General features: G+C 69.7%; 15 protein-coding genes and 1 pseudogene. 7 read left to right on the forward strand and 9 right to left on the reverse strand.

Annotated features, from left to right (window positions below; all coding sequences use genetic code 11):
- Window positions 1–95: 95 nt before the first annotated feature.
- Window positions 96–1,247, forward strand: coding sequence for a flavodoxin-dependent (E)-4-hydroxy-3-methylbut-2-enyl-diphosphate synthase (gene ispG / locus RPX00_RS23855; protein ID WP_337822568.1), 1,152 nt, complete (start codon window positions 96–98; stop codon window positions 1,245–1,247).
- A 53-nt stretch (window positions 1,248–1,300) separates the two neighbouring features.
- Here the strand turns inward: ispG and RPX00_RS23860 are convergent, their stop codons facing one another.
- Complete coding sequence (locus RPX00_RS23860; protein WP_406642595.1) at window positions 1,301–1,777, reverse strand: nitroreductase/quinone reductase family protein; 477 nt, start codon at window positions 1,775–1,777, stop codon at window positions 1,301–1,303.
- Between the two features lie 89 nt (window positions 1,778–1,866).
- Between RPX00_RS23860 and RPX00_RS23865 the strand changes: the two genes are divergently transcribed.
- Window positions 1,867–2,472 carry a TetR/AcrR family transcriptional regulator gene (locus RPX00_RS23865; RefSeq protein ID WP_406642597.1) on the forward strand — a complete coding sequence of 202 codons (606 nt, stop codon included), beginning with the start codon at window positions 1,867–1,869 and terminating at the stop codon, window positions 2,470–2,472.
- Between the two features lie 14 nt (window positions 2,473–2,486).
- Here the strand turns inward: RPX00_RS23865 and RPX00_RS23870 are convergent, their stop codons facing one another.
- The gene (locus RPX00_RS23870; RefSeq protein WP_406642598.1) at window positions 2,487–3,044 is read right to left on the reverse strand and encodes a TetR/AcrR family transcriptional regulator; all 558 of its coding nucleotides are present in this window, start codon (window positions 3,042–3,044) and stop codon (window positions 2,487–2,489) included.
- A gap of 101 nt (window positions 3,045–3,145) precedes the next feature.
- On the opposite strand from RPX00_RS23870, the gene RPX00_RS23875 reads away from it, so the two are divergent.
- Both RPX00_RS23875 and RPX00_RS23880 read left to right on the forward strand, forming a co-directional pair.
- The gene (locus RPX00_RS23875; RefSeq protein WP_406642600.1) at window positions 3,146–4,546 is read left to right on the forward strand and encodes an MFS transporter; all 1,401 of its coding nucleotides are present in this window, start codon (window positions 3,146–3,148) and stop codon (window positions 4,544–4,546) included.
- Between the two features lie 4 nt (window positions 4,547–4,550).
- A complete protein-coding gene (locus RPX00_RS23880; RefSeq protein ID WP_406642602.1) occupies window positions 4,551–5,762 on the forward strand; it encodes a cytochrome P450 in 1,212 nt (403 codons plus the stop codon).
- Between the two features lie 6 nt (window positions 5,763–5,768).
- Here RPX00_RS23880 and RPX00_RS23885 read toward each other — a convergent pair whose 3' ends face one another.
- The 5 genes and pseudogenes from RPX00_RS23885 to RPX00_RS23905 all read right to left on the reverse strand — a co-directional run bounded on the left by RPX00_RS23885 (window position 5,769) and on the right by RPX00_RS23905 (window position 6,929).
- Window positions 5,769–6,047, reverse strand: coding sequence for a hypothetical protein (locus RPX00_RS23885; RefSeq protein ID WP_406642603.1), 279 nt, complete (start codon window positions 6,045–6,047; stop codon window positions 5,769–5,771).
- A 3-nt stretch (window positions 6,048–6,050) separates the two neighbouring features.
- A complete protein-coding gene (locus tag RPX00_RS23890) occupies window positions 6,051–6,476 on the reverse strand; it encodes a DUF2891 family protein (RefSeq protein ID WP_406643061.1) in 426 nt (141 codons plus the stop codon).
- Window positions 6,475–6,519 (reverse strand): annotated as a pseudogene (locus RPX00_RS23895) (hypothetical protein); the annotation flags it as partial. The gene RPX00_RS23890 and the pseudogene RPX00_RS23895, both read right to left, overlap by 2 nt.
- Before the next feature lie 27 nt (window positions 6,520–6,546).
- Window positions 6,547–6,672 (reverse strand): hypothetical protein, encoded by a 126-nt coding sequence (locus tag RPX00_RS23900; RefSeq protein WP_406642605.1) that lies wholly within the window; start codon window positions 6,670–6,672, stop codon window positions 6,547–6,549.
- 2 nt (window positions 6,673–6,674) lie between these two features.
- Window positions 6,675–6,929 (reverse strand): hypothetical protein, encoded by a 255-nt coding sequence (locus RPX00_RS23905; protein ID WP_406642606.1) that lies wholly within the window; start codon window positions 6,927–6,929, stop codon window positions 6,675–6,677.
- Window positions 6,930–7,003: 74 nt separating this feature from the next.
- Between RPX00_RS23905 and RPX00_RS23910 the strand changes: the two genes are divergently transcribed.
- Complete coding sequence (locus RPX00_RS23910) at window positions 7,004–7,828, forward strand: helix-turn-helix domain-containing protein (RefSeq protein ID WP_406642608.1); 825 nt, start codon at window positions 7,004–7,006, stop codon at window positions 7,826–7,828.
- Window positions 7,825–8,217, forward strand: coding sequence for a VOC family protein (locus tag RPX00_RS23915; RefSeq protein ID WP_406642609.1), 393 nt, complete (start codon window positions 7,825–7,827; stop codon window positions 8,215–8,217). The genes RPX00_RS23910 and RPX00_RS23915 overlap by 4 nt, the downstream gene beginning before the upstream one ends.
- On the opposite strand, the gene RPX00_RS23920 is transcribed toward RPX00_RS23915, so the two are convergent.
- Window positions 8,214–8,549: a cupin domain-containing protein gene (locus tag RPX00_RS23920; RefSeq protein ID WP_406642612.1), complete on the reverse strand. Its 336-nt coding sequence runs from the start codon at window positions 8,547–8,549 to the stop codon at window positions 8,214–8,216. The genes RPX00_RS23915 and RPX00_RS23920 overlap by 4 nt on opposite strands.
- 71 nt (window positions 8,550–8,620) lie before the next feature.
- On the opposite strand from RPX00_RS23920, the gene RPX00_RS23925 reads away from it, so the two are divergent.
- Window positions 8,621–9,556 (forward strand): GlxA family transcriptional regulator, encoded by a 936-nt coding sequence (locus RPX00_RS23925; protein ID WP_406642613.1) that lies wholly within the window; start codon window positions 8,621–8,623, stop codon window positions 9,554–9,556.
- Window positions 9,557–9,601: 45 nt separating this feature from the next.
- Here RPX00_RS23925 and RPX00_RS23930 read toward each other — a convergent pair whose 3' ends face one another.
- Entirely contained in the window at window positions 9,602–12,211 is a 2,610-nt protein-coding gene (locus tag RPX00_RS23930) for a fibronectin type III domain-containing protein (RefSeq protein ID WP_406642615.1), read from the reverse strand.
- Window positions 12,212–12,372 lie beyond the last annotated feature (161 nt).

Consider the following 12,372-nt stretch of genomic DNA (forward strand, 5'->3'; position numbering starts at 1 on the left):
GACGCGGCCCCGGCCGCCCGACCGGGGGTAACGCCGCTCACCGCGTCGGCTGACTTCGTTGAAACCCGCCCGGGCGGAGTGGGTACGCTGGAAGCGTGACCGTCGCGTTAGGTATGCCCGCTCTGCCCCCGCCCGTACTCGCCGAGCGTCGCAAGACCCGCCAGCTGATGGTGGGATCGGTGGGAGTCGGCAGCGACCACCCGATCTCGGTGCAGTCGATGACCACGACGCTGACCTCCGACGTCAACGCCACCCTGCAGCAGATCGCCGAGCTGACCGCGGCGGGCTGCGACATCGTGCGCGTGGCGTGCCCGTCGGCCGACGACGCCGAGGCGCTGCCCGCGATCGCGAAGAAATCGCAGATCCCGGTGATCGCCGACATCCACTTCCAGCCCAAGTACGTGTTCGCCGCGATCGAGGCGGGCTGCGCCGCGGTGCGGGTGAACCCCGGCAACATCCGCAAGTTCGACGACCAGGTCAAGGAGATCGCGCAGGCCGCGAAGGACCACGGCACGCCGATCCGGATCGGCGTCAACGCCGGGTCGCTCGACAAGCGGCTGCTGGAGAAATACGGCAAGGCCACCCCGGAGGCGCTCGCCGAATCGGCGATGTGGGAGGCCTCGCTGTTCGCCGAGCACGACTTCCACGACATCAAGATCTCGGTCAAGCACAACGACCCGGTCGTGATGGTGCGCGCGTACGAGATCCTGGCCGAGCAGTGCGACTACCCGCTGCACCTCGGCGTCACCGAGGCCGGGCCCGCGTTCCAGGGCACGATCAAGTCCGCCGTCGCGTTCGGCGCGCTGCTGCGCCAGGGCATCGGCGACACCATCCGGGTGTCGCTGTCCGCGCCGCCGGTGGAGGAGGTCAAGGTCGGCACGCAGATCCTGCAGTCGCTGAACCTGCGGCCGCGCAAGCTGGAGATCGTGTCGTGCCCGTCGTGCGGGCGCGCGCAGGTGGACGTGTACACGCTCGCCGACCAGGTCACCGCCGGGCTGGAGGGGATGGAGATCCCGCTGCGCGTCGCGGTGATGGGCTGCGTCGTGAACGGTCCCGGCGAGGCCCGCGAGGCCGACCTCGGCGTCGCGTCCGGCAACGGCAAGGGCCAGATCTTCGTGAAGGGCGAGGTCATCAAGACCGTGCCGGAGCACGCGATCGTGGAGACCCTGATCGAAGAGGCCATGCGCATCGCCGAGGAATCCGGCGAATCGATCGGCGAGGGCGCGCCGAGCGTCACCGTCGGCTGAGTTTTCGTTTTCGCGGAAGGGCTCCTCGAATACGCTCGAGGAGCCCTTTCTTTTCAGCGGCGTTCCAGCAGGACTACCGGGATTTGCCTGCCGGAAGCGGCTTCGAACTCGGCGAATTTCGGGACCAGCGCGATCTGGTCCGCCCAGATCCGGGCCCGCTCCTCCCCGGCGGTCAGCCGCGCTTCGACCGGGATCCGTTCCGCGCCCGCCTCGACGACGGTGCGCGGATGCGCCATGAGATTGCGGTACCACGCGGGATCGCGCGGACTGCCGCCGTGCGTGGCGAAAACGGCCCAGCTGTCGCCGACGGGCTGATAGAACAACGGGCTGATCCGCGCCTTTCCGGTTTTCGCCCCGACGTGGTGCACGAGAATCAGCGAAATGCCCTTTTCCGGAAAACCGGGCTGATGCGGCGGAACGGGACGGCCCGTCGCGACTTCTTCGGGGCTGCTCCACGCGACATATCCGGCGTTCTCCCGGAATTCGGCGATGATCCGGGTGTTCCAGTCGGCGAGAGGGTGGTCGGGCACGACTTCTCCTTCCCTAGGCGGAGCATGTGCTCCGCAAACTAGCACATTACCCGGAGCACGTGCTCCGGGTAAGCGAGTATGCTCGGCGCATGGCCGTGGCTGAACCGCACACCGCTCCCCGGCGCCGCGCCCCGCGCGCGGACGCGATCCGCAACCGGGAAGCGATCGTCGAAGCCGCCGCCGAGGTGATGGCGGAGCAGGGGGCCGCGGTCGACGTCCGCGAGATCGCCCGCCGCAGCGGGGTCGGCATGGGCACGCTGTACCGGCATTTCCCGAAGAAGGAGGACCTCGTCCGGACGGTCCTCGACCAGGACTTCTCCCGGTGGGCCGAGGCCGCGCGCCAGGCCGCGGCCGAGGCGGCGGACCCGTGGGCGGCGCTGGCCGATTTCTACCGCCAGGCGCTGTCCGGCTGCGCCCGGCACCGGGCGATCATGGAGAGCTTCGCGCTGACCTGGACGGACCCCGATCCGGCCGGTCTTCCGCAGCTGCGGGCGGTGCTTGAGGAACTGCGGGTCCGGGCGGCGGACCTGCTGCGGCCCGGCGTGACGACCGAGGATTTGGTGCTGCTGCTGATCTCTCTGGGGTACGCGGCGCAGCTCACCGACGAGGGCCGCCCGCAGATGTGGAACCGGCTGCTGCTGATCTCGCTGGACGGATTGCGGGCCGGGCACCGGGAGCCGTTGCCGGAGGGCTAGGCGCGGCGCGGACATCAGGCACCGCGCGGGTGCAGTCCGGCGAGTGCGGCGTCGAGGATCGGCTGGCGGTATTCCAGGGAGCCGGAAATCTTCGCGATGGCCACCACGAGGTCGAGGATCTGGCCGAGGCTGAGGTCGTCGTCGATCTGACCGGCTTCCTGCGCGGCGGCGAGCAGCGGCTGGCCCGCCGCGAGCATCCGGCCTCGGCTGTCGAAGACCGGGTCGGTCCGGTCGGTGTGCTCGAGCAGTCCGAGGACGACCGGGCGTTTGCCGGTGACGTACTGGAAGAACCGGCGCAGCCAGGCGGTGAGCCGTTCTGCCGGACTGTCTCCCTCGACGGTCGCGGCCGCGGCGCAGACCTCGTCGACCTCGTCGGCGAGAAGCGCTTCCAGCAGTTCGTGCCGGCTCGCGAAGTTGCGGTACAGCGTCGCCGGTCCGACTCCGGATCGCCGGGCGACCTCGGCCATGGACGTCTCGGGTCCGCCGTCGGCGAAAGCGGCGCGCGCCGCTTCGAGGATCCGCTGGCGGTTGCGGGCCGCGTCGGCCCTTTTGGCGGGCGGATGATCAGGCATGCGACTGTCCTTGCGTAAGTGGACAGGGTCTCCGTATATTGATGTGGACACCCTCTCCGTTTCTATCAGAGACTCTACCGAAAGCTGTTCGAGGATCCTTCGTGAGTACGACCGGCTCCGCGCGTCCCGTGCGCCGCTGGCTGGTGCTGGCGATCTGCTGCCTCAGCGTGGGCGTGACCGGCATCAATCTCACTATCGTCAACGTCGCGCTCCCGTCGATCAGCGCGGACCTGCACGCCTCGCTCGGCAGTCTGCAATGGACGGTCGACGCCTACTCCCTGGTCATGGCGTGCCTGCTCATGCTGTCCGGTTCGATGGCCGACCGCTTCGGCCGCAAGCGGATCTTCCGGCTCGGGCTGGCGCTGTTCTCCCTCGGCTCCCTCCTGTGCGGCCTGGCTCCCGGCGCCGGCTGGCTGATCGCTTTCGCCGGCCTGCAAGGGGTGGGCGGCTCGATGCTCAACCCGGTCGCGATGTCGATCATCGTCAGCGTGTTCGCCGACAGCCGGGAACGGGCGAAGGCGATCGGCGTGTGGGGGTCGGCGATCGGGGTGACCGCCGCGGCCGGGCCGGTGCTCGGCGGCCTGCTGGTGAGCGGGCTCGGCTGGCGCTCGGTGTACTGGGTCGCCGTTCCGATCGGGATCGCCGCGCTGCTGCTCGCGCGGAGGTTCGTGCCCGAGTCCAAGGCCGCCCGGGCGCGCGCGGTCGACCTGCCCGGCCAGGCGCTGATCATCGTCCTGTTCGCCTCGGTCGTCGCCGCGACGATCGAGGGTCCCCGCGCCGGCTGGGCGAACCCCTGGATCCTTGGGCTGATCGTGCTCGCCGTCCTGGCGCTGGCCGGGCTGCTCGTCGTCGAGCGCCGGCGCGCCGAGCCGCTGATCGACCTGCGGTTCTTCCGCAGCCCGCCGTTCTCCGGCGCGAACGCGATCTCGGTGCTGATGTCGGCCGCGCTCGGCGGGTTCCTGTTCCTCAACACCTTTTATCTCCAGGACATCCGCCACTTCAGCCCTCTGCGCGCGGGGCTGATGATCATCCCGATGGCCTTCGGACAGGCCCTCGCCGCCACTGTGTCCGGGAGGCTGGTCGCTGCCCGGGGCTCCCGCCTCCCGCTCGCGCTGGGCGGCGCGCTGCTCGCCCTCGGCGGCTTCCTGCTCGTGCCTTCGACCGCACAGACCGGGAGCGCTTATCTGCTGGTGGCTTACGCCGTCTTCGGCCTCGGCGCGGGCATGATCAGTCCGCCGGTCACTCACACCGCTGTCTCCGGAATGCCGCCTGATCAGGTTGGCGTTGCTGGCGCGCTGGTTGCCTGCGCCCGCCAGTTCGGCATCGCCATCGGCGTCGCGGTCACCGGTTCGATCGTCGCTTCGAGCCACGCCGCCTGGGCAGTCCTCGGCGGCTGCGGACTCGTCGCGCTCGTGCTCGGCGTCATCTCCACCAGTGGCCGGGCCAAGGCCGCTGCCGCTCGCAACGGCCGTCAGCTGTCCCATCCGAAACCCGTGAGGTGATCTCATGACGGAAACCATCTCCGCCCGGGAATTCCCGGTAGCCCGCCGCTGCCCGTTCGCCGAGCCCGCGGAGCACGCGCGGCTGCGCGAGCGGGCACCGGTCAGCAAGGTGCGCCTGCCCAGCGGGGAACAGGCCTGGTGGGTGTCCGGGTACGCCGAGGCGAGGGCCGTCCTCGCCGACCGCCGGTTCTCCTCGGACCGCCGGAAGGACACCTACCCCAACCCCAGCGGCGATCCCCGCCGGGAACGGTTCCGCGAGCAAACCCCGCCCATGGTCAGCCTCGACGGCGCAGACCACGCCGCGGCCCGGCGGGCGGTGCTCGGCGAGTTCACCATGAAGCGCGTTGCCGCGCTCCGGCCCCGTATTCAGGAGATCGCCGACGGGTTCGTGGACGACCTGCTGGCGGCGGACTCCCGCCCCGTCGACCTGGTGCGCGCGGTGTCCCTGCCGGTGTCGTCGCTGGTGATCTGCGAACTGCTCGGCGTCCCCTACGCCGACCACGATTTCTTCCAGCACCGGACAGCCGAACTGGTCAGCCGTACCGCATTGCCGGAGGAACGGTTGCGCGCCTTCGACGAACTGCGCGAGTACCTCGCCGACCTGTTGTCCCGCAAGGAATCCGACCCCGGCGAAGACCTTTACAGCAGGCTGATCGCTCGGCAGCGCGAAGAAGGCACCTTCGACCGCGAGAGCCTGGTGAACACCGCCACCTCGCTGCTGCTCGCCGGGCACGAGACCACCGCGAACATGATTTCCCTCGGTGTGCTGGCGCTGCTGGAGAACCCCGGGCAACTCGCCCTGATCAAGGCCGACCCAGGCAAGACGCCGATGGCAGTCGAGGAACTGCTGCGGTACTTCACCATCGCGGACGGCGCCGTCATGCGGGTCGCGACCGAGGACGTGGCGATCGGCGGGGTCACGATCAAGGCGGACGAAGGCGTCCTCGTCAACGGCCTTTCCGCCAACCGGGATCCGGCGGCGTTCGAGAACCCCGCCGACCTGGACATCGCCCGGGGAGCCCGCCACCACATCGCCTTCGGCTACGGCCCGCATCAATGCCTCGGCCAGAACCTGGCCCGCGCGGAACTGCAGATCGTTTTCGACACCCTGTTCCGGCGCATCCCCGACCTGCGGCTGGCGGTGGCGGTTGAGGAGATTCCGTTCAAGACCAACGCTTCTGTCTACGGGGCTTACGAGTTGCCGGTCACTTGGTGAGGTGCGCTAGCTGTCGCCGCCGGAGGTGATGACGAGCCCGTGGCGCGGGTCCGGCACCGCGTCGAGTGCTGCTTTGACCGAGGGCTGGTCGCGGAACTCGTCGCGGATGGCTCCCGTCCGGAAGGCGATCTCGAAGACGACGCCGCGTTCGTGTCCTCGCCACGACCACCGCACGGCGCGGTCGGCGATCGCTGCCTTGAACAGCGCGTCGGCGTAGGTGTGCCGCCAGGTGCTCGCCGGGGTTTCTCCGTCGAGCACCTGGATGCGCAGCCAGGGATCCGGCATCGTTCAGGCCTCGCTCAGCAGAATCAGCGCGTAGTAGGCCAGAAAGTGCTCCACCGCATACGGTCCGTCCGTAACCGCGTCAGTCACCCGCACCGGCGTGAACAGCGCTGCCGGATTCCGCTCGGCGATGCCGGGCAGGAACGCGTCCAGCCAAGCACCGAAGTCGGCGACAGGCAGGAGCTGGCTCATCAGCTCGGCCTCGGCCAGGGCGGGAGTGAGGAAGTCGGCCCCGGACGGTGCCCAGGCACCGGGGTAGTCGCGGTCCGAGCCGAACCAGCGCCAGGCGATCTCGGTGATGACCTGCCGCAGCTCCGGTTCGCCGCGGGAAGCCAGGTAGCTGGCGTACGGCAGCGCACGGGAGAGTCCGAAAGCGCCGTTCTCGTGCAGGCCGTAGGTGGGCCAGCACCCAGAACATCTCCACGCACGAATGCCAGTCGAAGCTGCCGTAGAAACACGGGTGCAGCTCGCGGATCGCGGGAACCGGCGTGTCGTCGACGCGTCAGTGGCTCTCGTAATGTGGGTACTCGCGCACGACGTTGGCCAGCGCCGTTTCGGCGAACTCGCCGGCGTGCGCGGTCAGCAGCTGGGCTCGTTCCTCGCTCCATCCGATCCGTGGTGCCGCCAAGGTCAGCCGCGCAGGTGGTGTTGCGCGGCTTCGCGGATCTGCAGCCGCACGTTTTCCAGCGAGGCCGCGACCTCGTCGATCTGCCGCATCGCGATCTGCACCGAGCCCTGGATCGCGGTCGCGGTGCCGGTTTCGCCGAGCAGGCCGAGGACCTGGGCCTGCACATCCTCCAGCTCGCCCTTCGTGGCGAGGGCGATTCCGGTCGGCACCTGGTCGGCGAGCAGTTCGAGCTGCTGCGCCTGTTCCTGGATCGTCATCGGGCTTCTCCTCATCGTGGGGACCGCCCTCCCGTGGTAGCAGAATCCGCCCGCTTCCGGGCTAGCCTGGTCGTGTGAGTCACAGCTGGGCCGTCCGTCCGCCGCATCCGGTGCTGCGGGGCCTGGTCACGCGCTACATCGGCTACGCGCAGGAGAACGTCACCCTCGAAGTGCACCGAGGACTGCCGTCGCGGCACATCACGCTCGTGATCAGCCTGGAGGAGCCGATCCGGTACGCCGGGCTGGCCGGGTCCGGCGTGCTGCGGAGCGCGGTCGGCGGCCTGCACACCGAACCCGCGCTGATCACGCAGGACCGGGTGCAGCGCGGCGTGCAGCTGGAGCTGGACCCGCTGGGCGCGCGGACGCTGCTGGGCGTCACGGCCGCCGAGCTGACCGGGCAGGTGGCCGACCTCGCCGATTTCGGCGGAGATCTCGTCCAGTTGCCGGACCGGCTGGCCGAGGCCGCGGACTGGCGGTCCCGATTCGAGATTCTCGACGACGTGCTGGCCGCGCGGGCAGTCGAGCCCGCTGAGCCGCCGCCGGAGCTGGACCGCGCGTGGCACGAACTGCGCCGCAGCGGCGGGCTGATGCGCGTCGGCGACCTGGCGGACGAGGTCGGCTGGAGCCGTCGGCACCTGGGGGAGCGGTTCCGCGCCGAGCTGGGGCTGGCCCCGAAGCAGGCGGCGCGCGTGCTGCGGTTCGAGCACGCGGTCCGGCTGGTGCGGACCGGGCACCGTGATCTGGCGGGAATCGCTTATGCCGCAGGGTATTACGACCAAGCGCACTTCTCGAACGAGTGGCGTGCGCTGGCGGGCTGCTCGCCGCGGACGTGGATGGCGGAAGAACTCCCGTTTCTCCAAGACGAGACGAAGGCAGCCGTCGCAGACTCGGTGGCATGACACCGAAACCGACAGTCTGGCCCGCCTTCCGCTACCACGACGCCCGCGGCGCGATCCGGTTCCTCACCGAGGTTCTCGGCTTCGAGGAGACCCTCGTGGTGCCCGGCGAAAACGGTGTCGCGCACGCTGAACTCCGCTGGCCCGAGGGCGGGGCCGTGATGCTGGGCAGCTCCGGCGGCCCCGCCGACGGCGTACACGACGAGATGAAGCCCGGCGCCAGTGCCGCGTACGTGGTCTCGGACCGGGTGGACGAGATCTACGCCCGCGTGCGCGAAGCCGGTGCCGAAATCAGCCTGGAGCTGCACGACACCGACTTCGGCTCGCACACGTTCACCGTCCGCGACCCCGAGGGGAACGCCTGGACGATCGGGACTTACCGCGGCGCTTAGCCCTCGGGATAGAAGATGAACAGCGTGCACCCGCTCTCTGTAGCGGGGACGTGCCAGGAACCGGCCGGGGCGTGCAGGAACGTGCCGGCCGGGTAGTCGCGGGCACCGTCGTTGAAGACGCCGGAGACGACGAAGACCTCTTCCGGACCGGGCTCGTGCACGTCGCGCTCGGGCCACGTGCTGCCCGGATCGAACTCGACCACGTTGGCGTGCGCGCCGTTTTCGCCTTTCCACAGCGGACGGAGGCGGATGCCCGGGAACAGGTCCTTCACCGGGGCTTCGTCGACCGGGACCGAGGTGTAGCCCGGCTGGGCAAGGATTTCGGAGTGCATGGGTCCCAGCGTGGCTTCCCGGACCGCGACGGAACAGTGTCAGGAAAGACGTCATAGGGTACTTTCTTGCCATGCATCGTGTGGTGGCTCTCGTCCAGCCGGTGCAGTCGACGTTCGAACTCGGCTGCGGCGTGGAGGTGTTCGGCACGACCAGGGGCGGCGTGCCGCAGCATTACGAATTCGAGGTGTGCACTGAAAATCCCGGGCCGGTGCCGACCACCGCCGGCTACGAGATCCACGTGTCCAACGGGCTTTCGGCGCTGGCCAAGGCGGACACGGTGCTGATCCCGGGCTGGACACCGGTCGAGACGCCGCTCTCGCCGAAGGTGCGCCGGGCATTGCTGCGCGCGCACGAGCGAGGCGCGCGGTTGGTCACGATCTGCTCAGGGTCCTTCGCATTGGCCCAAACCGGGCTACTGAACGGAAGGACAGCGACGACGCACTGGGCGCGGATCGAGCAGCTGCAACGGGATTTCCCGGAGCTGCGCGTGGAACCGGACGTGCTCTACGTGGACCACGGCGACGTCGCCACGAGCGCGGGCGCGGGGGCGGGCATCGACCTGTGCCTGCACCTCGTCCGGCGCGATCACGGCGCGGCGCACGCGGCGCTCATCTCGCGGCACATGGTGATGCCGACGCATCGCGAGGGCGGGCAGGTGCAGTACGTGCCGCGGCAGGTCTCCGGGGATGCCTTGGACGGGCTGCTCGACTGGGCCAGCGAACGATTGGGCACGCCGTTGTCCGTCGAGGATTTGGCTGCCCACTTGAGGATTTCGCCGCGGACGCTGGCCCGCCGGTTCGCCGATCAGCTCGGGACGAGCCCGGGCGCGTGGCTGCTTTCCCGGCGGGTGGCCGAGGCACGGCGGCTGCTGGAGGAAACCGAACTGTCGGTGGACGCGATCGCGGCGCGGGTCGGCCTGGTGTCGGCGGTGAACCTGCGCCGCCGGTTCCGGGCGCAGGTGGGGACGACGCCGGGGGCGTATCGGAGGGCGTTCCGGCTGGGGTGATCGGCGCGCACCGGCGGGGAGGTCCGGTACGCGCCGATCACCGGATCAGGCGGTGGTGGCTTGCACCGACACCGCCGGGCCGACCCCGGTTCCGGTGACCGCCGCGATGGTGAACGTGTACGCGGTGCCCGGCTTCAGCCCGTCCACGACGCGGGTCAGGCCCTTCTGCGTGGGCTGGCTGACGATCGTGTCGCGTCCGGTGACCTCGATGGTGCGGCCGTCGGACACGGTGATCCGGTAGCCGATCACCGGGGTGGACCCGGTTTCCTTCGGCGGCGTCCAGCGGATGCTCGCCGCGTCAGTGCTCGGCAGCGCCTTCGCCCCGGTCGGGACGGCAGCGGGCTGGGTACCCGGCTGCGCGACGGTGACCGGTGCCGACGGCAGCGACGGCAGGCCAACCCCGTACCGGTTGCGCGCGGCCACCGTGACCGTGTACGTCTGACCGTCCGTCAGCTTCGGGATCACGGTGTACCCGGTGCGCGCGAAGTCCTTCGCGGACACCGAAGCCGTGACGCTGTGCGTGCCGTCGGAAGCGGTCAGCAGGTAATCCTGAACCGGCGCACCGTTTTCCGCGACAGTCGGGTTCCAGGTCGCGTACAGCTTGCCGGACACCGAGAAGGTGCCGATCCGGGTCGGAGCCTGCGGAGCGGACGCGCCGTCGATCCGCCGGTTCAGCACCGAACGGTGGCCCGGCTCGATACCGGCGTTGTCCACAATGGACTTAGGTGCGGCGGCGGGGTTGTTCAGCAGGTGGTTGCCGGAGGTGATGACGCCCTTCTTGTCGCCGTCCGGATCGCCCTGCTCCCAGTAGTTTCCGGAGATGACGGTCGGGTCGTTGTTGCCGAGCGAATCGCGGTAGTCGACGTGCGTGGAGGCGACGTTGGCGTACGCCGCGTGGTAGAGCACGTTGCCGGAAACGGTTTCGTAGGTGCAGCCGTTGTCGGTGTAGACGGACTTGCCGAGGCCCCACTGGTCGTAGATGACGTTGCCGGTCACCTTCTCGCCCTCGGCCTGCGACGGGCCGGTGATGCCCTGGGTGTAGATGCCGCCGCCGTCGTCGAGGGACAGCATGTAGTCGTGGATCAGGTTGTTGGACACCACGTTGTTGCGCGAGACGTTCGGCGTCGCGGCCTGCTTGATCTTGTCCGGCCAGCCGCCCCAGCCCATCGAGATGCCGGAGTACGCGACGTGGTCGATCTGGTTGTGCGACACGACATTGTCCTGCGAGTACCCGTTGACGATCGGGACCCCGCCGGTGAATTCGCGCGGCATGCCGTACAGGTGGTTGTTGGTCACCTTGACCCGTGCGGTCAGGTCCGCGCCGGCCGCGGTGGGCTTGCTGACCCCGCCGATTTCGACGCCGTTGCCGGAGATGTCGGTGAACACGCTGTCGGACACGCTGCTGTCCTGCGCGCCCTCGCCGAGGTCGAGCCCGGCCGCGCCGAGGTGGGCGAAGACGGTGTCCCGGAACTCGATCCGGTGCCCGTGCGACAGCGAGACGTTGCCGGGTTCCTTCGTCCAGTCCGCGTACGGGCAGGTGCCGCCGGGCGTGAACTGGCACAGGCCCTGCGTGGCCCAGCCGCGTTCGCCGGTGATCCGGTAGCCGGCCTGGATTTCGGAGAACCCTTCCGGCGACGACGGTTCGAGCCAGGTCGCGTAGGAGAACTGGATGCTGCGGAACGAGATGTCGTGGATCGGCGCTTCGGCGGTGCCGCGGCCGTCCACGAGCTTCTCCAGCGCGGGCATCTCGACGTCGGCCCAGTGCAGGTTCTCGCCCTTGCGCGGCAGGTAGTACACGGTGCGCGCGGCGCGGTCGAAGTACCACTCGCCGGGGGTGTCCAGCAGCTCGAACGCATTCTCCACATAGGACGGCTGGCGGCCGTTGGTGAGATCGCCGGGGCCGACCATGTTGACCGAACGGCCGGGGATGTCGGCGAACATCACGCGGCGGGTGGAGTTGTCCCAGCACGGCTGCGCCATGGTGATCGTCGTGCCCTGCGCCGAGGCGATCGGGCAGCGCGGCTCGGTCCACTGGCCGAGGCCGTTGCGTTCGACGTTCCACAGGCCCTCGCCGCTGGTGTAGACCAGCTCGAGGTCGCTCGGGTTTCGCCAGTGCGCCATGGTGTCCGCGGACGCGGTGTAGCCGGTGTCGGTCGCCTTCACGCTTACCGGAAGCCGGCCGGACGCCCGCTGCGCGCGGACCCCGTCGACGTACAGCTGGCGAGTGTTGTCCAGCCCAGCGGGCGCGGGCGCGGAGTAAAGCCCCGGCCGCCCGGCGACCGGACGCCAGCCGGTGACCTGCTTGCCGCCGCTGACCACGGTGCCCGGCGAGCCCTGCCAGATCACGCGGTGGCCGTTGCCGCCGGAATCGGCCGCGTCGAGTTCGAGCGGCTTGTCGAGCCGGTAGGTGCCGGAGGCGACGTGCACGGTCAGGTCGGAGTTCAGGTGCGCGGCGCGCTGCCGGACCAGCTGCTGGGCGCGGGGGAGCGTGCGCACCGGCGACCAGGCCGCACCGGATCCGGAATCGTTGCCCCACTGCGAGACGTACACGTCCTGGCTGCCCGGCCACGCCACGGCCGCGCCGGCGGGCAGCAGCGCGGTGGCGGTCACCACTGCTGCGGCTAACCCGAGAGAGCGCGCTGGTCTGAACTTCATCCGGGACCTCCGTGTTCGCCAGTGAACGACGCTGGGGCGCGCCGCAAGAAAGATAGGATCTATTCGCGAGCGTGTCGAGAGGTCGTTTCCGGATATTCGCAGCATTCACGGTGGTGAACGGGGTTGATCCGGTCGGCGGGTTCCGTCCCGGTTAGCGGTCA

Source organism: Amycolatopsis sp. WGS_07, assembly GCF_045278895.1.
Classification (GTDB): Bacteria; Actinomycetota; Actinomycetes; order Mycobacteriales; family Pseudonocardiaceae; genus Amycolatopsis.

Coding starts and splice junctions, on each gene's coding strand:
- RPX00_RS23865 (WP_406642597.1), top strand. CDS start 1,867: ATGGCCGTGGCTGAACCGCACACCGCTCCCCGGCGCCGCGCCCCGCGC.
- RPX00_RS23870 (WP_406642598.1), bottom strand. CDS start 3,044: ATGCCTGATCATCCGCCCGCCAAAAGGGCCGACGCGGCCCGCAACCGC.
- RPX00_RS23880 (WP_406642602.1), top strand. CDS start 4,551: ATGACGGAAACCATCTCCGCCCGGGAATTCCCGGTAGCCCGCCGCTGC.
- RPX00_RS23885 (WP_406642603.1), bottom strand. CDS start 6,047: ATGCCGGATCCCTGGCTGCGCATCCAGGTGCTCGACGGAGAAACCCCG.
- RPX00_RS23905 (WP_406642606.1), bottom strand. CDS start 6,929: ATGACGATCCAGGAACAGGCGCAGCAGCTCGAACTGCTCGCCGACCAG.
- RPX00_RS23915 (WP_406642609.1), top strand. CDS start 7,825: ATGACACCGAAACCGACAGTCTGGCCCGCCTTCCGCTACCACGACGCC.
- RPX00_RS23920 (WP_406642612.1), bottom strand. CDS start 8,549: ATGCACTCCGAAATCCTTGCCCAGCCGGGCTACACCTCGGTCCCGGTC.
- RPX00_RS23925 (WP_406642613.1), top strand. CDS start 8,621: ATGCATCGTGTGGTGGCTCTCGTCCAGCCGGTGCAGTCGACGTTCGAA.
- RPX00_RS23930 (WP_406642615.1), bottom strand. CDS start 12,211: ATGAAGTTCAGACCAGCGCGCTCTCTCGGGTTAGCCGCAGCAGTGGTG.